Below are 22,041 nucleotides of genomic sequence, written 5' to 3'. Positions count from 1 at the left end.
TTGGAGTAGCGGCTCTAGGATGCCAATTGCCGTGCCCAGCGTCAAGCCGGCTTCAGTTCTGAAATACCCCCTCCCCCATCGCCATCACGCGGCCGCCCACTCCGACCGCCCCTTGGGCATCGACATCCAGGTACAGCACATTCGGCCGGTTTAGCGCCCCGCCCTGCTCCACACGCCAAGACAGCGGCCCTAGGCCGTTCAAGACGCACCAGCCGCCCAGATTGGCGCAGGCGCTGCCGGTGCCCGGGTCTTCGATGATGGCGCCCAATTGCTCGAAAAACAGCCGCACGGTGGCGACGCCATCCTGCTGATGCCAGAGATAAGCGATGCTGCGCCCGGGACGCAGCGTGGCATGGCGACAGAACAAGGCGTGGTCAGGCCGCGCGCGCAACACGGCTTCGCGGCTGGCCAAACCGATCAACAGCTGCTCGCTGCCGGCATTGACCCATTGCGGCGCATGCAGCACGTCCGCCGTTTCCAAACCCAGCATGGCCGCCGCCTCTTCGCTGGAACAACCGCGCCGCGCCGTCGCCGGCAAGGCGCGCAGCCGGAACAAGCCGGCCTCATGCGTGATGGGAATCCGGCCGGAGCGCGTGCGCAGCGCGTACGCGTCGCCCAGCTCGCCCATGCCATGCAACACGGATGCCGCGCCTAGCGTGGGATGGCCGGCGAACGGCAGCTCATAGCCGGGCGTGAAAATGCGCAGGCTGGCGGCGCACTCGGCATCGCCGGGAAACAGGAAAACGGTTTCCGACAGATTGAACTGGCGGGCGATCAGCTGCATGTCGTCATCCGTCAGGCCGGCGGCGTCGGTGAACACCGCCAGCGGATTGCCGCCGAAGCGCTGCTCGGCGAACACATTGACGATCTTAAAGGCATAGGCGGACATTAATCATCCTTATATAAATGGCATGCCCGATCCTGCATCTGATCCTCCACCTTGGCAAGCCGCATCTGCGCGCGGTCCGCCTCTTTCTTGGAGGCCGCCTGGCGCGCGTTGTCGTGCAAAACCCGCTTTTTTTCGGCCAGCCGCTGGCAACGCTCGCGCTCGGCCAGCCATTTCTTGCGCTGCTCGCGTCTGGCCCTCTCCTCCGCCACGGCCGCTTTCTGTCTGGCCTTTTCCTGCTGGCCCGCCCAGTCTTGCAAGTCGCGCCGGTAGCGCTGCGTCGCCGCCTTGCCCTGCTCGCCCTGCTCCACCACGCTGAACGGCTGCGAAGACAGCTCCAGGCGCTCATGCCCGGCGGGACAAGGCTGCTGGCCATAAGCGATGCGACCGGCCTCGTCGCGGCATTTGACCACCTGGGCCGCGCAGGCCTGCCACGCCAAGGCTAAACACAAGAAGTACAGGCTACGCATGGCTGGCTCCAGAAAGAGGGAAGTCATCTAGCTTGCTCTGCGCTTAAACACTGGGCTACTGGCAGCAAGACAGGCTGGCCACCCTGAGCGGGAGGAGAGCGCTTCAAGAAAAAACCCGCGCATAGCGCGGGTTTTGCTTGCCGAGAAACGCCAGGCTTACAGCACCATCACCGCTTCGGCTTCCACCAGCACGCCCTTGGGCAGGCTGGCCACGCCGACGGCGGCGCGGGCCGGGAACGGCTGGCTGAAGTACTGGCCCATGATTTCGTTGAAGGTGGCGAAGTTGGACAGGTCGGTCAGGTAGGCGTTGAGCTTGACGATCTGGTCCAGGCTGCCGCCGGCGGCCTCGCACACGGCCTTCATGTTCTTGAACACCTGGTGGGTTTCGGCGGCGAAACCGCCTTCCACCACGGCCATGGTGGCCGGGTCCAGCGGGATCTGGCCGGACAGGTAGACGGTGTTGCCTGCCTTGACGGCTTGCGAGTAGGCGCCGATGGCGGCCGGAGCCTTGTCGGTGTGGATAATTTCCTTAGCCATTATTCATCTCCTTCTTTGAGGAACAGGGTGAGCAAATCGTTGAGAAAGCGCTGGCCTTTCAGCGTCGGGCGCAGCATGGCGCCATCGCCCTCCAGCAGGCCTTGCGCCTGGGCGTCGTCCAGCTGGCGGCGGATCAGCACCAGCGGCAGCCCGGTGCGTTCCTGGAACAGGCGGCTCTCGAAGCCGCCGGTCAGGCGCAGCAGATTCATCATGAATTCGAACGGCAAGTCGGCGCGGGCGACTTTCTGGCTGCTTTGCAGCGGATTGCCGTCCGCCACCGCCTTCAGATAGGCCGCCGGCTGCTTGTGCCGCATCTGGCGCACAATGCCGGCGTGGCTGCTGATCTTGCCATGCGCGCCGGCGCCGATGCCGATATAGTCGCCAAACTGCCAGTAATTGAGGTTGTGCCGGCTGTGCCGGCCCGGTTTGGCGAAGGCCGAGGTTTCGTAATGATCGAAACCGGCGGCGTCCAAGCGGGATTCTATCGCCTCCTGCATGTCGGCCGACACCTCGTCGTCCGGCAGGTTTTGCGGCGTTTGCACGGCAAACAGCGTATTCGGCTCAATCGTCAGGTGATAGGCCGACAAATGCGTGATGCCGTAGGACAGCGCAGTGTTCAGGTCGGACAGCGCCTCGTCCAGGGTCTGGCCCGGCAGCGCGTACATCAGGTCCAGATTGACGTTGTCGAAGTGGGTCAGCGCGATCTCGACCGCGCGCTTGGCCTCGTCGCCATCGTGGATGCGGCCCAGCGCCTTCAAGTGCTTGGGATCGAAACTCTGGATGCCGATGGACAGCCGATTGATGCCGGCCTCGCGGTAGCCGCGGAAGCGCTCGATCTCGAAAGTGCCGGGATTGGCCTCCATCGTGATCTCGGCGTCCGGATGCAGCTTCATGCGCGCGCGCACGCCGGCCAGCAGCGCGTCCATCGCCTGCGGGCTGAACAGGCTGGGCGTGCCGCCGCCCATGAAGATGCTGGTCAGCGGCCGGCCCCATACCTCGGGCAGGCTGAATTCCAGATCGCGCAGCAGCGCGTCGACATAGGCCATCTCGTCAAAGCCGTTTTTCGGCTCGTGCGAGTTAAAGTCGCAATACGGGCACTTGCGGATGCACCACGGGAAATGCACGTACAAAGACAGAGGCGGCAGCTCGCGCAGGCCGCCCGTCAGCGCCGACAGATCGACCACGCTCATGCCAGCGCCTTGAGCTTGGCCATCAGCGCGGCCAGCGCCTGGCCGCGGTGGCTGACGCGGTTCTTCTCGGCTGCGTCCAGTTCGGCCACCGACACGCCATAGCTGGGCAGGTGGAAATGCGGGTCATAGCCGAAACCGCCCTCGCCGGCCGCCTCGTCGCGCACTTCGCCCAGCCAGATGCCGTCGGCCACCAGCGGTTGCGGGTCGTCGGCATGGCGCACCAGCACCAGCACGCAGTAATACCAGGCGCGGCGGTTGGCCTCGCCCTGCAGCTTTTCCACCAGCAGCGCGTTGTTGCGCGCGTCGGACTTGGGTTCGCCGGCGAAGCGGGCAGAGTACACGCCCGGCGCGCCGCCTAGCGCTTCCACGCAGATGCCGGAATCGTCTGCCAGCGCCGGCAGGCCGGTCAGCCGGCTGGCGTGGCGCGCCTTCTCCAGCGCGTTTTCCAGGAAGGTGTGGTGCGGCTCCGGGCATTCCGGCACGTCGAAATCACGCTGCGGGCGCACGGTGACGCCCAGCTCGGCGAACAGCGCGCCGAACTCCTTCAGCTTGCCGGGGTTATTGCTGGCGAGAACCAGTTGGTCGAACATCTTTTCGCTCTTTCTATCTTGTGGGTGCGGCCGAACCGGGTCGATGGCGTCCGGCCAGGCCGCCAGCTTAGCGGCTGACCTTCACTTCCGTCCACATCCGCGCCAGCGCGCGGCGCTCTTTCGGCGTCAGTTCGCGCAAGACCGTCCATGTCTTGGCTTGCTCGGCCGTAGGATGGATCACCGGGTTGACTTTCAAGTCGGCGCGGAAATAGGCGCTGGCGGTGGATACCGGGTTGGTCGCGCCGTTGAGGTTGGTCAGTTGGGCGGCGTTTTTGCCGTCCAGCATGAAATTGATGAACTGGTGCGCTAGGTCCGGCCGCTTGGCGCTGGCGGTGATCGCCATGGTGTCGACGCCGACCTCATTGCCTTCGCGCTGTGGCGCGTTGCCGATATGGAAGGGCCGCTTGGTCAGGCGCGCGTCCTCGCTGGCCTGGAAGAATTCGGTGGAGTAGCCCAGCGCCGCCCAGATATTGCCGACCGCCAGCTGCTTCAGATAGCTGGCATTGGAGAAGGCCGCCCAATACGGCTTGGCGCGCTTGATGACATCGCGCGCGGCGCGCATGTCGGCGTCGGTCGCCTTATTCGGGTCCTTGCCCAAGTAGAACAGCGCGGCGGCGAATACCTCGCGCGAGCTATCCAGCACCGTCACCTTGCCCTTGATCTTCCGCAGCACATTCGGATCGAAAATCACCGACCAACTGGTCGGATCGATGCCCAGCTGCTGCAGTTTCTCCACGTTGTAGCCCACCGAGGTCAGCGACAGCACGGTGGGGATGGTGTAGCGGTTCCCCGGATCATAGCTTTGCGACAAATAGGCCGGCGCCACATTCTTCAGATTGGGAATCCGGCGGTGGTCCAATGGTTGCAACAACTTTTGCTTGGTCATCGCCTGCACCACGAAACTGGACGGAAACACCATGTCGTAGCCCTTGGCCCCGGCGGCCAGCTTGGCCAGCATTTCCTCGTTGTCCCCATAGTAGTCCTGCACCACCTTGCAGCCGCAGCGTTTCTCGAACTGCCTGACGATGTTGTCCGATAAGGAACCGCTCCAGTTGTAGATGTGCAGCACGTCATTGGGACCGGCCCAGGCCAGGCCGGAAGACAGCGACAGGGCAAGCATCAGCTTTTGCAACGTTTTCAATTGGGATTCACCTCCAGACAGTCATGCCGGGCATGACAACCATGACAAAAGGCGGCCGAGGCCGCCTAGCTCAGGGCGGCCGCCTCAAGCAGCCGGAATGTAGCGTCAACCGCGGCGGCTTTGCAGCGTCGCCTCATAGGCCAGGCGCAACAAGCCGGCATCGGCGCCATCCAAGAGCTTGGCGTCGGACAGCATGCGCCGCCAGTTGCGCGCGCCGGGCAGGCCCTGGAACAGGCCCAGGATGTGGCGGGCGATATGGCGCACATTGCTGCCGTCGGATAAACGCGCCGTCACATAAGGCATCATCGCCTCCACCACCGCCGCGCGTTCCGGCCCCGCGGTTTCATCGCCATAGAAGCGAGCGTCCCACTCGGCCATCAGCCAAGGATTGTGATAAGCCTCGCGCCCCACCATCACGCCGTCCACATGCTGCAAATGCTCGGCGATCTCCGCATTGGTTTTGACCCCGCCATTGATCAGGATCTCCAGGTCCGGCCGCTCGCGCTTGAGCCGGTAGACATAGTCGTACTTCAGCGGCGGAATTTCGCGGTTTTCCTTGGGGCTCAGGCCCTTCAGGATGGCGTTGCGGGCATGGACGATGAAGGTCTGGCAGCCGGCCTCGGCCACCGTGTCGACAAACTCGCGCAGGTAGTCGTAGTGCTCGATCTGGTCGATGCCGATTCGATGCTTGACCGTCACGTCGATGTCCACCGCGTCGCGCATCGCCTTGACGCAGTCCGACACCAACTGCGGCTCTGCCATCAGGCAGGCGCCGAAAGCGCCCTTCTGCACTCTTTCCGACGGGCAGCCGACGTTTAGGTTCACTTCGTCATAGCCCCACTCTTGCGCCAGCTTGGCGCAAGCGGCCAACTCAGACGGCTCGCTGCCGCCCAGTTGCAGCGCGACCGGATGTTCGGCCTCGTCGAAGCGCAAATGGCGGGCGACGTCGCCGTTCAGCAAGGCGCCGGTGGTCACCATCTCGGTATACAGCCAGGTGTGGCGGGTAATCTGGCGGGCGAAGTAGCGGTAGTGGCGGTCCGTCCAATCCAGCATCGGCGCCACGCTCAGGCGGCGGGAGGGATTGTTGCCTTGAAATCCTTGATTGGCGCGGATTTCAGCGCCATTGGGTGCAGTCTTGTTTACGTTCATTCCGGCTGATTTCCGCCTATTTCCGTCCCGCCGGTGCTACACAAAGCGCGGCTACCGAGGGCTACGGCGCCACTCGCACGCCTTGCGTAGCGCCTGCCTTCTAGCTCACAAGGCGGCGCTGACTAAGCATTTGAATAAACGAAGAATTATCCCCCTTACACTGCGCGAGGGTCAAGTTTGGCAGACAGATACATGCCAATCACTCAGCGGCGGATCGCCTCGCCTGCGGGGCATCCGCCCTACGCGAGATCATCCGCTGTAGGCCGAAATATACAGGGAAAGCCGAGAGAGCCCTGGCGATGTCAACGCAGCGAGGATATCGGCCTACAGAGTCCAGCCCATTAACCTACGGTCTTCACGGGCTCGTCCTAAAACCTACGCACACGTCCTTCGCAGTAAAATTGCACAGCCCAGACTCTTGCAGAACTTAAATCTAGCGAGGCGGCGACTTATCCAGACCTCCTTATGCATTCATGCTGGCGTCTCTGAAAAATGGGTCATGCCCGTCAAGACGTGGACACTGTGCCTCGATCTCCGCTGGCCATTGAGGGATTTTGCTGAAATGCATGGCAATCATCCGGCCGGGATAGAATATATAGTAAAAAAGAATGAATGGATTGAGATAGCTGCCGAGAGAAGCTGCGATGCGCTCAAAACTGAATGCTAGCGTTTCTTTCTTGTCTTTGATCGGCAGGCAGCCGCTAATCACATCTGAGACGCTGGCAGGGCCTTCTTCCATGTAGCGGCGGATAAACTCCCAATACCCCTTCGCTCTCTCCCGTCCCCAGCTTCCCATTGCACATGCCGGCAACCCAAACGTTTCGCGCACGGTTACGCCATCCTCATCCAGAACATGGCCAACCATATCCCACATTCCGTAGGTGACGGGAATCTGGGTAAAAAATACTTTATCCCACTTTACACTCAATACGGTTCCATCCTGACGAAAAACATGAACCATGCGTGTCTTGCGATTAAATCGGATGGGATAGTGAGTATAGTTGATCTCTTTTCTCGTCCATCTCCATATCAGATAGCAGATCGCCATACCAAGTGGGGAAACCAAAAGCGCTATAAAGGCACCAAAATCGCCTTTATATATGTTGACTATACCTATTGCCATGGAAAATATCGTCATGAGTACCCCTGCGGGAATAAAAATCAATCCCGCCAGCGTTAGGGCTCCTTTGTCAAAAAAATACTTATCCACCACCTCCAACCAATTTGAATTTATTTCTATAATTGAGAGTTGATGATAAAGCTCGGTTTCTATTTTCTTACTTTGCTTTAATTGGCGATCACGCTCATCATCAGAAAGTGGTCGATTAATTGAGTAGGGTGTAAATTGCCCAGTAAATTCCATTTTATCATCCCACCGCAAGTTGCAACTGCTTCCGTTCTTCTTCTGGTGTTTTATAAATTCGCCCACCCCAATATCCATTTTCCAGCCAGGATTGAACTTTATTGTCTTTAAAAAGTTCAATTAACAAGGTAACCCCAATCAAGGCGATGATTGCTATCCAACCTATAAATGGAACAGCCCCTCCAAGTGCTAGAACTGTAACGAGGCCGCCAAGAAATGCGGAAGAAAAATAAAGTCCAAACATCTTCCAATCACCCTTCTGGGCTGCCTGATAAGCATTTTTTCCATCCCAAAAGGCCATGATGGCACCACCAATAAGTCCACCTAATCTACCTATCACACTAACCCCAATGCCAAAATAACTCAGGCCTTTGGCAAACTTCGGCACCCAGGCCGCAGTTTTTTTCAGGCCCTGGCCGGCCATATCGACAACCGTTCCCCAAAAAGCCGTCGTACCTGCACGCAAACGCCAACCAGCCTCCTTTGCCTCGTGGCTCATCGCGCTTTGTTCATCTTGTCCCAGCTTGTCCAAAGCGGCCCACTGCCAAATGGCGGCCAGCAGTCCGCCGGCAAACGGTATCGCACCCTTGGCGCTGGACAGCGCCGCGCGCCACTCGCCCATGACGATATTATCCAGCTGAGCTGAAGTATGGATACTGCCTGCCAGCCATTTAGCCTGCTGTGAAGGAGTCAGACCGTTGGGCATGCCTCTGACTTGCTTGGGATCGAGCAAGAGAGTGAAAGTTTTCTTCTCAGAGCCATCCAGCGGCACGCCGGCGGCTTGCAGATTGCGCAGCTGTGCGCTGACGGCGCGTTCCATCTCGCGCGGATTCATCGGTTTGCCGCCTTGCTTGACCAGCTCCTTGATCAAGCGCGTGCGGAAAGCTTTTTTGCTGCCGGTGACTTCCACTTGCACGAAGACTTTTCGGCTATGCATCGCCATGGCAGTCCAGAGTGGCCGCGCCACCTTGTTGGCTATGCCATCGAAGAGCTTGACCAAGGGGGCGCTGACCGTCAGCAGGTAGGCATTCAGGCTGGTATCACCGTGAGCGATCTTCTCGGCCACGCCCCCCTGGAAACCGATATAGGCATCCGCGGGGAAGATGCGCGGATCAATACTTTGCGCGCCGACAGCCTTTTTGACCTGGTCTTTCAGCGATTTTTGATTGAGTACGGCCGCATTGAGCACAAAGTTTTCTGGCTCGAAGCTACCAGATAGCAATTGCGAGAGGTAGTCCAGGCAAAGCTTCTTGTCTTGCGCGCCGGAAACGGCCAGGGTGACCGCCCGCGTATAGGCTTCTCCGCTATCTAGATCATCTTCATCGTAATTGCACTGGAAGGATTGCTTGATGTCCTGACCGCCTAGCCAACCCAGATAAGCCTTGGCGAGCGGCTGGATGGTGGTCTGGTCGAACTTTTGGCTTTCCGCCTCAAACTTGACCTGCCAGGCCTGCATGGCCGGTTCGTTGAACTTGGCCCGGTATTTGTCCCAGGCCAGCTTTTGGGCGCGCTTGGCTTCGGCTGGCGTGACGGTGCGCAGGGCATCGTATTGGGCCTCTCTGCGTTTTCTGGCGCTGGACGAGAACAGCACGGAGAGGTCGGGCTGCGAGAGGTAGTCATTGGATAGTTCTTCTGCCGCCTGATGCTCGGCTTCCAGCGCCTGGTCCTCCACGGCCATCTTGATCTGGCTGATAGCCATGCTGGCCATCAGCGGGTGCTTGTTTTCCTTCTTGTTGGCGAAGGCGCTGGCGTGATGAATCATCAGGGCGGAAAGCTCCGCGGCGATGCCGACCGGATCGCTCAGCGCGACGATGAAGCCTTTGCCAGGGGCGAGTTTTTCCGCCTCCGCGATCAGCCGCTCGGCGCGGCCTTTTCTGCTGGCGAGCGGAATGGGAGAGAAGCCCACGGCCTTGCCCAGAGCCACTTTATCCAGCGCATATTCCGCGATTTTGCTGCCGGCGTCCTTGATAGGCAGACAATGCTTGGCATCGACACTGGCGCTGTATGCTTTGACGTCTACGCAGCGCATGTGTTTCTTGCGATAGTCTGCGCTTTCATGACGCTTGCGCACGGCTTCCGTCCATTGGCCGTCCGAGAACGCCAGCCAAACCTTGGTGGCGCGCTTGGCATCGGGGATGGTGATGCAACTGGCGATGGCGCGGTGTCCTTCATCCGGACAACTGAACGGTTTTTTGGGTAGAACCAGCGGCTGCCCTTTGGCTTGAGTGCTGGTCTTGAAGAAATAGCCATCCTCGGTGACGAAATAGTCATCCCAGCGTTTGCGCGCCTCATCGTAAACATAGAGGTAGCCGCTGCGGAGCGTTCTCAGCGTGTATTGACTGCTCGCATCGGGCAGCGCCACCGCGGGTTTGTTTGCTACCGCCGGCGCGTTGGCATTGGGGAGGGCAACCGCATACCGGGCCGGGAAAATCGGTACGCCGCGCTTATCGCAGTATTCGCAACTGGGGTTGGTGCTCATGTTTTCTCGTTTGGGTAGGCGTTATTCAATAGCGGAAGCTTGGATAACCGCCCACTGCTCGTCTGTGAGCAGCGCGAGGCAATCCACCACCGTGCTGTCTTCACGCTCTTCCAGGCTTTGCGCCATCCAGCCGGCGATCTCGCGCTGGACCAACGGGTGTGAATCAAACTGATCGCCGTAACGAATGCCGTAACAGGCAAAGGCCACTTGGTCCTCAAGCCGGCCCAGCTGGTACAAGTGTTGCGCCCGTTGAACCAGGCTATCCACTCGCGCCGAACGGTTGATGGCGCTTTCCCAGTCCAGGCAACCTGTTTGCGCGAATGCGCGATTCACTGCGCCGACTCTCAGCAGCCGCTCCCAATCCATGGCTGGCGCGGTGGGCTGGGCTGAATTGGACACAGGCGGCGTCATCAAGGCCCAGCGGCCGTACAGATTGCTTGCCCATAGGCTGATCGGGCCATACAAACCGATCATGGCCGGGGCATTGAGTACGCGCGGCAGTTGCGACCAGACTCTGCCGTCAAAAATTCTCAGCCAGGACTTCTGCCTTTGATGCACCAACACCTGGGCCTGGCATAGATGGCGAGCCATAGTGGCCGGGGCAACGGCTGCCGACAAGAGCGCGCTGAGCGGCGCCGGTTCATCGTCTTGCTGGGCGTTTTCCAGTTGGGTGAACAGGGCGCGCCGGTCATCTGGCTTGAGCGCCGATAGATTCAACAAGGAAGGCATCAGCCCTTCGTTGTCTTCAAAGCCCCTGGGCGTAAGCAAGGTCCACGGCCAGTCATCAGGTAGTTCAGCCCTTTGCTCCGCAGAGGCAATCGCAAAATTGAATGGACCCCATTGGCCTTGAGTCAGAAATGCGCCAGACAGCGGTTGCCAGTTTTGTTGATGCATCGCGCGCTCCCCTAGACCTTACGCTGCCGGGACAACGGCGTCGCCGCCAGCGGCTGCCGCCCGGGCGCGCATCTCGCACATTTTGACTTTCAGCTCCGGCATCGGGGCGTTCAGGCTGGCGGGGCCAGACAGATCATGGCTGGCGCCTTTCACGCTGACGGTGCCGGGCGCATGCACTTCAATATTGCCATCGGCAATCCGGAAATAGGCGCCGCCGGCCGTCAGCAGGATTTCCTTCTGGGCCTTGACCTCAATCCGATCCTTACATGAGGTGATGGTCACATCCTTGTCCGCCGTGATTTCCATCGCATCGCTTTGCGCCTGAACCTGCACCTTGCCCTTAGCGGCAATCAGCTTAATCGCCACCTTGTCTTTCACCCCGGCCACGAACAGGCTGATGTGTTGACCGACATTGTGCAGCCAGCGTCGTCCCGTGCTGTAGTTGGCATCGCGCTGGGCGACCAAGTTGAGATTGGTGCCGGCTGAGACGGTTTGGCTTTGCTCGGTGACGCTGGCGATGCCGGCCGGGCCCGAAAGCACGATCAATGGTTGCTGACCTGGTTGATCCTTGGCCGTCTTGCCGTCCTTGTCGGTATTGCTGCCGGCTTCCCAAGCCTTGAGAGCATCCAGATGATGCATCAGATGGCCATCAGGCTGCTTGCTGCCCTTGGCGTTGTCCGGACTGATTTCTTCAGGCCCGGTTTCCATGGTGTCGGCCAGTTGGCCGGTAGCGGTTTCCGCCAGCGCCTGGCTCAATGCGACGGCTGACTGCAGTTGGCCTTGCGCGTGCTCTCTGGCCAACTGTTTGCCGCCGGCGCCGTTTTGCGCTTCGGTGGACAGCAGCAGGCCATGCGCGGCGCGGATGGCGCCGTGATTGTCTGTGCGCAGCTCGAAGCCTTCGCCGCGCGGCTGGGCTTTGCCGTTGCTGCGCGGGTGGGTGAGGAAACCTTGGTTGAGCTGAGTTTTGCCGGATTCGGAGCTGAGTTTGGCGCGCACTTCGCCCGGGGTGTCGTCAAACAGCAGCTCGTTGTAGCCGCCGCCCTGGTGTTCTTTGCTCTTGATGCCGGACAGCGTTTTGTTGGCGGGCAGGCTGCCGGCGCCGCTGAAGCCGGGCGTGCGGTGGCTGCCGTTGTACAGCACACCAGTGATCACGGGGCGGTCGATGTCGCCTTCGATGAAGCTGACCAGCACTTCCTGGCCGATGCGCGGGATGAACTGGTGGCCGAAACCGGCCCCGGCGCTGGGCATGGCCACGCGCAGCCAACACGAGGACTTGTCGTCGAGATTGGCCCCAAACTGGGAGTGCTCCTCTGCCCGTTGCCAGTGGAATTGCACCTTGATGCGGCCTTGGGCGTCGGTGTAGGTCTCGTCGGCGGCTTGGTCTGTCGGCTCGGCCGGGCCGACCACGGTGGCGGTCTGCACGCCGCGGGATTTGGGCTTGGCTAGCGGCGTGTCGGCATAGGCCGGGGTCAGCGGAATGCCTCGGCGCTGGGTCTGGATGGCGGTGGTGAACGGCGCAACGTCGCTGGGGGCGCCGATGTGCTGGGCCAGATCCTTGGGCAGGTTGTTGCGCGCCAGGAAGGTTTGGCCGGTGACCACGAATTCGCGGTGTTGCAGGCTGTCGGTTTCATGCGCCGGATGGTCATCCAGGCGGAACCATTCGCCCGGCTGCAGGCCGCGCACGGTGCCGCTGGCGCGGAAGGACTTGGCTTGCAGGTCGTGCGCCTGCTGGCGCAGCTGGGCGTAGCGGCTCAGCTGTTCTTCGTCGCCGGCGTAATACAGGCCCGGCGCGTCGTAGTGGGTCAGGCTGCTCTGGAGCGACTGGCCGGCCTGGCCCTGCTCGATGCGGCTGCCGTCTTCGCTGTGCTGGGTGGAGACGGGCTTGTAGTCGTAACTGGCCAGCGCCACGCTGCTGGGTACGATCTGGCGCGTGGCTTGCCATTCGGTCAGGCCGTCTTCGTCTTCGGTGGCGTCCGCGCGGTGGAAGCGCACGCGGCTCAAGGGGGCAGCCGGCAGGCTGTGCGGGTCGTCAAACACCGCCAGCTGCACCTGCGGGCCGTCATCGTCTTGATGCAGGAAGCGCCAGGCGTAGCCTTCCTCGTGCATCAGGCGGACGATGAATTCGTAATCGCTTTCGCGGTATTGCAGGCAGTAGCTGCGCGGCTGGGCCGGCTGTACCTGGATGGACAGGGTCTGTACGCGCGCGAAGGCCGGGTTGCTCTGCTGATGTTCAGTCAGGATCTGCTGGATGATGTCCGGCACTGTCAGGTCCTGGAACACCCTCGAAGTGCGGCGGTGACGCAGCAGCGCGAACGGCGGCTCGATGGTCAGCTCGTACTTGGCGAAACCGCCATCGGCGCCGGCCAGCCTGGCCTCGCTCACCACGCCGCAACGGATGGACTCGCCGCCCGCCGCATCCTCGATGCCGATGCGCGCCGGCTGGCCCAGCAGCGACTTCAGTTCGATATCGGTATCCGGCGACAAGCAGGTCAGCGTATAGCGGTAAGGTTGGGACAGACCTTCTTCGGCCTGCAGGCTCAGCGGCAGCAGCTGCTCGGCGGCGATCTGCCCGGTGCCCAGCTGCAAAGTCAATACCCGTCGATCTTGGCCAAAAGCGGAGGCGAAACTGGCCAGCAGTGCGTTCAAATCCATCCGAGTCCCAAATAAAAATACCCTCATGGCGAGGGTATGTCATTGAACTAAAAGAGGATAAGAATTTTATGATGCTACGCAAGCGTCAACAAGCTAGCCCTGCCACAAATCGGACAAACCTACACTAAAGTACAGGTGAAAATTGATTTCTTGACGGATAACACGCTGCACCAGACAACCTGCCAGGATAGTCTTTAAGTCAGGCACCCAAGCGGTCCAGAAGCTGGAGCGCTCCCCGTTGAAGCATGCCAGTGCTACCATCCAATCCATGCCTAACCCATGAGCAGGTCCTACGATGTACGACGAAAATGACTTGATCGAATCCCCCTTGCAACAGAAATACACCTCCGAGGGCAAGACCGTGGAAGTGTGTATTTACCGCTTGCCTGATACTGGTTGGACGCTCGAAATTGTGGATGAGTACAACAATTCCACCATCTTCGATGGCGAGTTTGAGTCCGACCAAGACGCATTCGATCTTTTCCTGAAAGAAGTGGAAGAGGAAGGAATCGAATCGATGATAGGCCCCAAACCGGGATCATCATTGCACTAACGCAGCATCGGTACCCGATGGCAAACGACTGCATTGGGCGACAACGCGTTTCATTGCGCAACAAGCAAGATAGTCCGGAATGAACAAGCCGCCTTGGTGTCCCAGGCGGCTTTGTCATTTGGTGCATTCGACAGTGCTACCTCGCTAAAAACAACAACGCCAAGCAATTGAAATTTATTGGATTTTACGACCGGTAGCGCCCATCCAGCATCGGCGCCACGCTCAGGCGGCGGGAGGGTTTGTTGCCTTGGAATCCTTGATTGGCGCGGATTTCAGCGCCATTGGGTGCAGTCTTGTTTACGTTCATTCCGGCTGATTTCCGCCTATTTCCGTCCCGCCGGCGCTACACAAAGCGCGGCTACCGAGGGCTACGGCGCCACTCGCCCGCCTTGCGTAGCGCCTGCCTTCTAGCTCACAAGGCGGCGCTGACTAAGCATTTGAATAAACGAAGAATTATCCCCCTTACACCGCGACAGGGTCAAGTTTGGCAGACAGACACATGCCAATCACTCAGCGGCGGATCGCCCCGAGAACGGGGTATCCACGAAATCATTCAACGCAGGGCGGAATTCCGTCAAAGCCGGGCGCTCTACCGCAGCGTTGACGTAGTGGAGATGTCCGGGGGATGCGGTGTAATCCGGAACGCTCCAGCATCCCGGCCATGCCTAAGCCAAGCGACATGCGCGCCGGCTGGGCCAGCCCCAGGCTAAGCCCCCTGCCGCTTGGACAAACCCTCAAAGCTTACAATCAGCATCTGGCGCACGATTTCCTCGTCATCGTACTTGCCATATACCCGGAGATAGTCCACAGCCGGATCGCAGGTGCGGGAGTAAAAACTGTAGAGGATGACATCTGCCGGCATTTCGCTGCGCAGCTCCCCTTCGTCCTTGGCCTGCTGGACGATGCCCTGCAGCGTTTTATGCAGCTTAATCGCGCGGCTCACATAACGAAGACTGCGGGTCAGCATGCCGCGCACCTGGGGACTGGTGGATGGCAAAAACGGCAGCCCGCCGGACAAGCGCACGCGCAACGCCCAGGCCAGCAGGTCGCGCAGCCGGGCAAGCGGTGACAGACCCGGCGCTTGCCGCGCCAGATAGTCCTGCGCATCGTCCAGCAGCCGGATCATCACCTCGGTAGCCAGTTCGTCTTTGGATTTGAAGTGCTTGTACAGGCTGGGTTTGGAAATCCCCGCTTCGCTGGCCACGTCGTCCATGGTCATCAGGTCAAAGCCCTTGCTCGCCAGCATGCGCGTGGTGGCGTCGAGCACGGTCTGTTCGCGCAGCTTGAACGCCTGATCCTTAAAGCTGAGCTTACCTAAAATACCCACAAGTAACTTCCTTTACTGATTAGTAGCATTTTTTCCCAACCGGTTATATCCTGAATATAAAGCAGCGCCCAGCAGCTGCCAAGTCAGACCCGCTCAACCCATACGCCCATAGGACGCATCGGTGAATACTCAGCAGCGACAACGCATCGCCGTCATCGGCGCCGGCATCTCCGGCCTGGCCAGCGCGTACTTTCTGGCGCGCAATCACGATATCACCCTGTTCGAAGCCGCCGATTATCTGGGCGGCCATACCCACACGGTCGATGTCTCGGTCGATGGGCACGATTTTGCCGTCGACACCGGTTTCCTGGTGTACAACGACCACACCTATCCCAATCTGATCGCGCTGTTCGCGGAGCTGGGCATACCCAGCCACCCCAGCGACATGTCGTTCAGCGTGTCGCTGGGCCAGGGCCGGCTGGAGTGGGCCGGCAGCAATCTGGACACGGTGTTCGCCCAGCGCCGCAATCTATTGTCGCCTGGCTTCTGGGGCATGCTGGCCGACATCGTCCGCTTCAACCGCGCGGCCCCGCGCAATTTGCAGCGCGCCGTCGCGTCGCCGCAGACGCTGGGCCAACTACTGGATGCCGATGGCTACGGCGCCCGCTTCCGCGACCACTACCTGCTGCCGATGGCCGCGGCGATCTGGTCCAGCCCCTGCCGCGACATCCTGTCCTTTCCCGCGGAAACGTTTTTGCGCTTCTGCCTCAATCACGGCCTGCTGCAGCTGAGCGGCCGGCCGCAATGGCGCACGGTGCCGGACGGCGCGCGGCATTACGTGGAAAGAATCGCCGCGACGCTCAAGGATATCCGCCTGTCCACCCCGGTGCTGCGCGTCAGCCGCGTGGATGGCCGCGCCCGCGTGCTGACGGCGAGCAGCGAGGACACCTTCGACGCCGTGGTGTTCGCTACCCACGCGCCGCAAACGCTGGCGCTGCTGGCCGATGCCGACGAGCGCGAGCGCGCCGCCCTATCCGCCGTGCGCTATCAGGCCAACGAGGCGGTGCTGCACACCGACGTCTCCTTGCTGCCGCGGCGGCAACGCGCCTGGGCCGCCTGGAATTTCCTCGCCGATGACCAGGATGACCGCCGCGCGGTCGGCGTCAGCTATCTGCTCAACCGCCTTCAGCCCCTGCCGCTGAGCGCGCCCGTCATCCTGACCTTGAATCCTCCCCGCCAGCCCGCCCCGGACAAGGTGCTGGGACGCTACCATTACGAGCATCCGCTGCTGGACCAAGACGCCATCGGCGCGCAACACTCCCTGCGCGGCTTGCAGGGCCGCCATGCCTGCTGGTTCGCCGGCGCGTGGACCGGCTATGGCTTCCATGAAGACGGACTGAAGTCGGCGCTGCGGGTGGCGCAGGCTTTCGGCGCGGCCCCCGGCTGGGCGAGGATATGATCATGGCCGACGCCTATCTGCTCACCGGCCAGGTCATGCACCGCCGCTTGCGGCCGGCGCCCAATCGTTTCGTCTACCCGGTATTCTGCCTGCGCCTGAATCTGGCCAAGCTGGACACGCTGCGCGGCCCATGGTTTGGCGTGGACCGCTGGCGGCCGCTGTCGTTGCGCACGCATGACTACGGCCCGCGCGACGGCTCGCCGCTGCTGCCATGGATACGCGCGCGCCTGGCCGAGGCCGGCCTCCCCGCCGACGGCGAGGTCTGGCTGCAAACCTTCCCGCGCGTATTCGGCTATGTGTTCAATCCGGTCAGCTTCTGGCATTGCCACGATGCTTCCGGCCGCTTGATCGCCGTGCTGGCCGAAGTGAACAACACTTTTGGCGAGCGGCATGGCTATTTGCTGAGCCAGGCCGACGGCGGGCCGATCACCGCCGCCAGCCAGCTGGCCTGCCGCAAGCGCTTGCATGTTTCGCCGTTCTGCCGCGTGGAAGGCCACTACCGCTTCCGTTTCCACCATGGCGCGGACCACTCGCTGGTGCGCATCGATTATCACGACGACGCCGGACCGCTGCTGCACACCGCCATCTCCGGCCGGCTGTCGCCGTTGACGCCGGCCGCCGCCGCGCGCGCCCTGCTGCGCCAGCCCCTGCTCACCGCCGGCGTGATGTTCCGCATTCATTGGCAGGCGCTGCGGTTGTGGCTCAAGCGCGTGCCGTTTTTCCGCAAACCCCGTCCCCCCGCCGCGCCGCTCAGCCGCGGCCAGGAGTGCACCCCATGAGCGCAAGCCAACCTCTAGCCCTGACTCGCCCCGACATCCCGCCCGCCGGCCGCCTGCTGTTGTCGCTGTTGGGCCAATTGCGCCACGGCAGCCTGCGCCTGCTGACGCCGGACGGCGACGAGCTGTGGTACGGCCCGCTCCAGCCGCACGCCGACGCCGAGCTGAGGCTGCTGGACTGGCGCGCCTGCCGCCGCATCCTGTCCGGCAACGACATCGGTTTTGCCGAGGCCTACCGCGACGGCTGGCTGGACAGCCCGGACCTGACCGCGCTGTTGCGGCTGGCGCTGCGCAATGAAGACGCCTTGCAACTGGGCAAGCTGGGCCGCTGGGCCGCGCGCGCCTGGCACCGGCTGCGCCACCTGCTGCGCGTCAACAGCCGCCGCGGCAGCCGGCGCAACATCCACGCCCATTACGATATCGGCAACGATTTTTACCAGCTGTGGCTGGACAGGAGCTGGACCTATTCCAGCGCCTGGTTCGACGGCGACTACCGCTTGTCCTTGGCCGATGCCCAGGCGCGCAAATACCAACGCATCTGCGATCAATTGCAGCTGCGTCCCGGCATGCGCGTGCTGGAAATCGGCTGCGGCTGGGGCGGCTTCGCCGAACACGCCGCGCGGCTGGGCGTGGCCGTGCACGGCATCACCATCTCCGACGCGCAGCTGGACTTCGCGCGCCGCCGCCTGGCCAATGAGCCGCTGGCCAGGCTGGAGCACCGCGACTATCGCGACCTCTCCGGCCAGTACGACGCCATCGTGTCGATCGAAATGTTCGAGGCGGTGGGCGAACGCTACTGGCGCGGCTACTTCGACACCCTGCGCCGCTGCCTGAAGCCGGGCGGCCAGGCGCTGGTGCAGAGCATCACCATTGAGGAGACGCGCTTCAAGGCCTACCGCGCCAGCGCCGACTTCATCCAAACCTTCATCTTCCCCGGCGGCATGCTGCCCAGCCGCGAGCGCCTCCAGCGCGCGGCCCGGCAACGCGGCCTCCGCTGCCGCGATCGGCTGGACTTCGGCATGGATTACGCGGAAACGCTGCGCCGCTGGAGGATGGCTTTCGAGGCCAATCTAGGCGCTATCCGCAGCCAAGGCTTCGACGAGGCCTTCATCCGGCTGTGGCGGCTGTATCTGTGCTACTGCGAAGCCGGTTTCGACGCCGGCCGCATCGGCGTATCGCAGTTTCTGCTGGAAAAGGAGGCATGATGCCGCGCGCCGCCCTCGCCTCCGTGCTGGCGCTGCTGACGGGCTGCGCCGGACCGTCGGTAGCCGATTACGCCGCCAACCGTCCGGCGCTGGACCCCGGCCGTTTTTTCCTGGGCAAGACGGAAGCCTGGGGCATGTTCCAGGATAGGCAAGGCCGGCTGCTGAAGCGCTTTACCGTGGACATGGACGGCGAGCGCCAGGGCGACGAATTGGTGTTGACCGAGCGTTTCCAATACAGCGATGGCAGCCGCCAGCAGCGCGTGTGGCGGATCAAGCCGCTGGGCGGCGGCCGCTGGCGCGGCGTGGCGGACGATGTGGTGGGCGAGGCCGCGGGCGAGACAGCCGGCAACGCGCTGCGCTGGCGCTACACGCTGAAATTGCCGGTGGATGGCAAGGAATACCAGGTCCAGTTTGACGACTGGATGTTCCTGCAGGACGAGCGCAGCCTGCTCAACCGCGCCCAGATGAGCAAGTTCGGCTTCCGCCTGGGCGAAGTCACGTTGTTCTTCCGCAAGCCGGAGCCGCGGCCATGAGCCTGCGCCTCAATCCCGCCATCCCCGACTGGCATGCGCGCCGCGTCTGGGTGATAGGCGCGTCCAGCGGCATCGGCGCCGCGCTGGCTACCGAACTGCTGGATGCCGGCGCCGAGGTCATTCTATCGGCGCGACGCGCCGAACCGATGCAGGCGCTGGCCGCCGGCCGCGCCGGCGCGCGCGTGGAAACACTGGACGTGACCGACCCCGCGGCCTGGCTGCGCGTGTGGCAGCGGCTGGAGCAAAACGGCGCGCGGCCCGATCTGGTCGTGTTCTGCGCGGCCGATTACCGGCCGCAGACCTGCCTGGACCTGCACGCCGAGGAAACCCGCCGCCTGCTCGACACCAATCTGCTGGGCGTCTACTACGGCCTGGAAGTGGTGCTGCCGGCGCTGGCGCGCCAAGGCTGCGGCGGCGTGGCGCTGATCGCCAGCGTGGCCGGCTACGCCGGTTTGCCCGGCGCGGCGGTGTACGGCCCCGGCAAGGCGGCGCTGATCAATCTGGCGGAAATCCTCTACACCGAGCTCAAGCCGCGCGGGGTGGCGGTTTACCTGATCAATCCGGGCTTTGTCGCCACCCCCCTCACCGCCAAGAACGACTTTGCCATGCCGGCGCTGCTCACGCCGCGCGAGGCCGCGCGCGACATCCGGCGCGAGCTGGCGCGCGGCGCGTTCGAAATCCACTTCCCGCTCCGCTTCACCGTATGGCTCAAACTATTGCGGCTGCTGCCTTATAGGCTGCGCCTGCCCTTGCTCTCGAGGTTGGCCCGACCATGAAACGCATCCCATCCCCAGCCGACTGGCAGGCCCTGCTTGACTGGTACCAGACGCTGACGCCGGACACGCTGCCGGAGATCCGCCGCTATTACGCCGCGGAAGCCCGCTTCAAGGACCCGTTCAACGATGCGCGCGGCGTGGCCCAGATCCAGGCGGTGTTCAAGCATATGTTCCAGACGGTGGAACAGCCGCGCTTCACCGTCATCCACGCGCTGCGCGACGGCGATCAAGCCTTTATCACCTGGGATTTCGACTTTGGCTACGGCGGACGCAAAGTCAACATCCACGGCGGCAGCCATTTGCAGTTCGACGCCGACGGCAAGATCACCCTGCACCGCGACTACTGGGACGCGGCGGAGGAGCTGTTCGAGAAAATACCGGTGCTGGGCCTGCCGGTGGCCTGGCTGCGGAAAAAATTGCGGGTGGTCTGATGGCGACGCACGCCTTCAAAGGCAATAAGGCGGCGCTGCCGTCCAAGCCCTGCGCCGCCTGCGGCCGGCCCATGAGCTGGCGCAGGAAGTGGCGCGCCTGTTGGGACGCCGTCCAGTATTGCTCGGAGCGCTGCCGCCGCCGGAAAGGCAAAGCCGCATGACCACCTTGCGGCTGATCCTGGGCGACCAGCTCAATCCCTGCCACAGCTGGTTCGCCGCGCCCAATCCAGACGTGGTGCATGTGATGATGGAAATCCGCCAGGAAACCGATTACGTGCGCCACCACGCGCAGAAAATCCTGGCCGTCTTCGCCGCGATGCGCGACTTCGCCGCCCAATTGAAAGCGCGAGGCCACCGCGTGCGCTACGTGGCGATAGACGATGCCAGCAACCGCCAGTCTCTGATCGGCAATCTGGACGTGCTGATCGAGCATTACCAAGCGTCGGCGGTGGCATACCAGGCGCCGGACGAGTGGCGGCTGGACCGCCAACTGGCGGAGTGGGCCAAGAATCTGTCCATCCCCTGCCTCATGGCGGACAGCGAGCATTTCTACACCGCGCGCGGCGAGGCGGCCGCCTTGTTCGGCGCGCGCCGGCAATGGCGGCAGGAGACCCTGTATCGCCACCTGCGGCGCCAGCACGGCATCTTGATGGATGAAAACGGCGAGCCTGCCTGCGGACGCTGGAATTTCGACGCCGACAACCGCCAACGCTGGCCCGGCGATCCGCCCGAACCGCAGGACCCGCGTCCGGCGCACGACCACAGCAAGCTGTGGCAAACCATTGTCGACGCCGGCGTGGACAGCTTCGGCCAGCCGCAGGCGGGCGCGCTGCGCTGGCCGCTCAACCGCGCCGAGGCCCTCGCGCAGCTGCGCGCCTTCATCGAACATGCGCTGCCGCATTTCGGCGCCTATCAGGACGCGATGAGTCCGCGCGCGCGGCGGCTGTTCCATTCGCTGCTGTCTTTTGCCCTTAACGTCAAAATGCTGAACCCGCGCGAGGTAGTGGACGCCGCCGTCGCCGCCTGGCGGCAGGGCCGCGCGCCGCTGGCCGCGGTGGAAGGCTTCACGCGGCAGATACTGGGCTGGCGCGAATACGTGCGCGGCGTGTATTGGGCCAAAATGCCCGGCTACCGCGACAGCAACGCGCTGGCTCACCATCTGCCGCTGCCGCGCTGGTTCTGGGACGGCGACACCGGCCTGCGCTGCCTCGCCCACGCCATCGGCCAATCGCTGGACGACGCCTACGCCCACCACATCCAGCGGCTGATGGTGATAGGCAATTTCGGCCTGATCGCCGGCCTGTCGCCGCAGGCGCTGCACCAATGGTATCTGGGCGTCTACATCGACGCCTTCGAATGGGTGGAGCTGCCCAACACGCTGGGCATGAGCCAGTTCGCCGACGGCGGGCTGCTGGGCAGCAAGCCCTACGCCGGCAGCGCCGCCTATATCGGCCGCATGGGCGATTACTGCGCCGGCTGCCGCTACCGTCCCAAGCAGCGCGTCGGCGCAGACGCCTGCCCGTTCAATGCCTTGTACTGGGATTTTTTCCAACGCCATCGCGCGCGGCTGGCCGCCAATCCGCGGCTGGCCCTGGTCTACCGCCAGCAGGATAAGCTGCCTGAGGCCGAACGCGCCGCCATCGCCGCGCGCGCCGGCTGGCTGCAAACCAACCTCGACGCACTGTGAAAC

At 62.5% G+C, this 22,041-nt stretch carries 21 protein-coding genes; 9 read left to right on the top strand and 12 right to left on the bottom strand.

Annotated elements, in window-relative coordinates:
- Positions 1–52: 52 nt before the first annotated feature.
- From FYK34_RS00330 to FYK34_RS00280, 11 genes are all read right to left on the bottom strand, one after another.
- Positions 53–889: a PhzF family phenazine biosynthesis protein gene (locus FYK34_RS00330; RefSeq protein ID WP_149294536.1), complete on the bottom strand. Its 837-nt coding sequence runs from the start codon at positions 887–889 to the stop codon at positions 53–55.
- Positions 889–1,356 (bottom strand): DUF4124 domain-containing protein, encoded by a 468-nt coding sequence (locus FYK34_RS00325; protein ID WP_168209607.1) that lies wholly within the window; start codon positions 1,354–1,356, stop codon positions 889–891. Before FYK34_RS00325 ends, FYK34_RS00330 begins: the two co-directional genes overlap by 1 nt.
- A 156-nt stretch (positions 1,357–1,512) precedes the next feature.
- Positions 1,513–1,893 (bottom strand): RidA family protein, encoded by a 381-nt coding sequence (locus FYK34_RS00320; protein ID WP_043623676.1) that lies wholly within the window; start codon positions 1,891–1,893, stop codon positions 1,513–1,515.
- The gene (gene hemW / locus FYK34_RS00315) at positions 1,893–3,083 is read right to left on the bottom strand and encodes a radical SAM family heme chaperone HemW (RefSeq protein ID WP_149294534.1); all 1,191 of its coding nucleotides are present in this window, start codon (positions 3,081–3,083) and stop codon (positions 1,893–1,895) included. The genes FYK34_RS00320 and hemW overlap by 1 nt, the downstream gene beginning before the upstream one ends.
- Positions 3,080–3,673, bottom strand: coding sequence for an RdgB/HAM1 family non-canonical purine NTP pyrophosphatase (rdgB, locus tag FYK34_RS00310; protein WP_149294533.1), 594 nt, complete (start codon positions 3,671–3,673; stop codon positions 3,080–3,082). The genes hemW and rdgB overlap by 4 nt, the downstream gene beginning before the upstream one ends.
- Positions 3,674–3,740: 67 nt before the next feature.
- Entirely contained in the window at positions 3,741–4,814 is a 1,074-nt protein-coding gene (locus tag FYK34_RS00305; protein WP_149294532.1) for an ABC transporter substrate-binding protein, read from the bottom strand.
- 105 nt (positions 4,815–4,919) lie between these two features.
- Positions 4,920–5,963: a tRNA dihydrouridine(20/20a) synthase DusA gene (gene dusA / locus FYK34_RS00300; RefSeq protein WP_196782562.1), complete on the bottom strand. Its 1,044-nt coding sequence runs from the start codon at positions 5,961–5,963 to the stop codon at positions 4,920–4,922.
- 463 nt (positions 5,964–6,426) lie between these two features.
- Positions 6,427–7,326, bottom strand: coding sequence for a DUF6708 domain-containing protein (locus tag FYK34_RS00295; RefSeq protein WP_149294531.1), 900 nt, complete (start codon positions 7,324–7,326; stop codon positions 6,427–6,429).
- Positions 7,327–7,330: 4 nt separating this feature from the next.
- Positions 7,331–9,805, bottom strand: a complete 2,475-nt coding sequence (locus FYK34_RS00290; protein WP_149294530.1) for a T6SS effector BTH_I2691 family protein — start codon at positions 9,803–9,805, stop codon at positions 7,331–7,333.
- Positions 9,806–9,826: 21 nt separating this feature from the next.
- Positions 9,827–10,699 carry a hypothetical protein gene (locus tag FYK34_RS00285; RefSeq protein ID WP_149294529.1) on the bottom strand — a complete coding sequence of 291 codons (873 nt, stop codon included), beginning with the start codon at positions 10,697–10,699 and terminating at the stop codon, positions 9,827–9,829.
- A gap of 18 nt (positions 10,700–10,717) precedes the next feature.
- On the bottom strand, positions 10,718–13,351 hold the full coding sequence (locus FYK34_RS00280; protein ID WP_149294528.1) for a type VI secretion system Vgr family protein: 2,634 nt from the start codon (positions 13,349–13,351) through the stop codon (positions 10,718–10,720).
- Between the two features lie 295 nt (positions 13,352–13,646).
- On the opposite strand from FYK34_RS00280, the gene FYK34_RS00275 reads away from it, so the two are divergent.
- Positions 13,647–13,904 carry a hypothetical protein gene (locus FYK34_RS00275; protein ID WP_149294527.1) on the top strand — a complete coding sequence of 86 codons (258 nt, stop codon included), beginning with the start codon at positions 13,647–13,649 and terminating at the stop codon, positions 13,902–13,904.
- 706 nt (positions 13,905–14,610) lie between these two features.
- On the opposite strand, the gene FYK34_RS00270 is transcribed toward FYK34_RS00275, so the two are convergent.
- Positions 14,611–15,231, bottom strand: a complete 621-nt coding sequence (locus FYK34_RS00270) for a TetR/AcrR family transcriptional regulator (protein WP_149294526.1) — start codon at positions 15,229–15,231, stop codon at positions 14,611–14,613.
- 121 nt (positions 15,232–15,352) lie between these two features.
- Between FYK34_RS00270 and FYK34_RS00265 the strand changes: the two genes are divergently transcribed.
- The 8 genes from FYK34_RS00265 to FYK34_RS00230 are packed head-to-tail and all read left to right on the top strand — an operon-like array spanning position 15,353 to position 22,038.
- On the top strand, positions 15,353–16,630 hold the full coding sequence (locus FYK34_RS00265) for an NAD(P)/FAD-dependent oxidoreductase (RefSeq protein ID WP_149294525.1): 1,278 nt from the start codon (positions 15,353–15,355) through the stop codon (positions 16,628–16,630).
- A gap of 2 nt (positions 16,631–16,632) precedes the next feature.
- The gene (locus FYK34_RS00260; RefSeq protein ID WP_149294524.1) at positions 16,633–17,409 is read left to right on the top strand and encodes a DUF1365 domain-containing protein; all 777 of its coding nucleotides are present in this window, start codon (positions 16,633–16,635) and stop codon (positions 17,407–17,409) included.
- Complete coding sequence (locus FYK34_RS00255; RefSeq protein WP_149294523.1) at positions 17,406–18,611, top strand: SAM-dependent methyltransferase; 1,206 nt, start codon at positions 17,406–17,408, stop codon at positions 18,609–18,611. Before FYK34_RS00260 ends, FYK34_RS00255 begins: the two co-directional genes overlap by 4 nt.
- Entirely contained in the window at positions 18,608–19,144 is a 537-nt protein-coding gene (locus tag FYK34_RS00250; RefSeq protein WP_149294522.1) for a DUF3833 domain-containing protein, read from the top strand. Before FYK34_RS00255 ends, FYK34_RS00250 begins: the two co-directional genes overlap by 4 nt.
- A complete protein-coding gene (locus tag FYK34_RS00245) occupies positions 19,141–19,920 on the top strand; it encodes an SDR family NAD(P)-dependent oxidoreductase (RefSeq protein WP_149294521.1) in 780 nt (259 codons plus the stop codon). The genes FYK34_RS00250 and FYK34_RS00245 overlap by 4 nt, the downstream gene beginning before the upstream one ends.
- On the top strand, positions 19,917–20,351 hold the full coding sequence (locus tag FYK34_RS00240; protein ID WP_149294520.1) for a nuclear transport factor 2 family protein: 435 nt from the start codon (positions 19,917–19,919) through the stop codon (positions 20,349–20,351). Before FYK34_RS00245 ends, FYK34_RS00240 begins: the two co-directional genes overlap by 4 nt.
- On the top strand, positions 20,351–20,512 hold the full coding sequence (locus tag FYK34_RS21105) for a DUF2256 domain-containing protein (RefSeq protein WP_149294519.1): 162 nt from the start codon (positions 20,351–20,353) through the stop codon (positions 20,510–20,512). Before FYK34_RS00240 ends, FYK34_RS21105 begins: the two co-directional genes overlap by 1 nt.
- On the top strand, positions 20,509–22,038 hold the full coding sequence (locus FYK34_RS00230; protein WP_149294518.1) for a cryptochrome/photolyase family protein: 1,530 nt from the start codon (positions 20,509–20,511) through the stop codon (positions 22,036–22,038). Before FYK34_RS21105 ends, FYK34_RS00230 begins: the two co-directional genes overlap by 4 nt.
- The last annotated feature ends 3 nt before the right edge of the window (positions 22,039–22,041 follow it).

The sequence above is a fragment of the Chromobacterium paludis genome, from assembly GCF_008275125.1.
GTDB lineage: Bacteria > Pseudomonadota > Gammaproteobacteria > Burkholderiales > Chromobacteriaceae > Chromobacterium > Chromobacterium paludis.
Note: the sequence above shows the minus strand (reverse complement) of the source record. Positions and strands in the feature narration are given on the sequence as shown.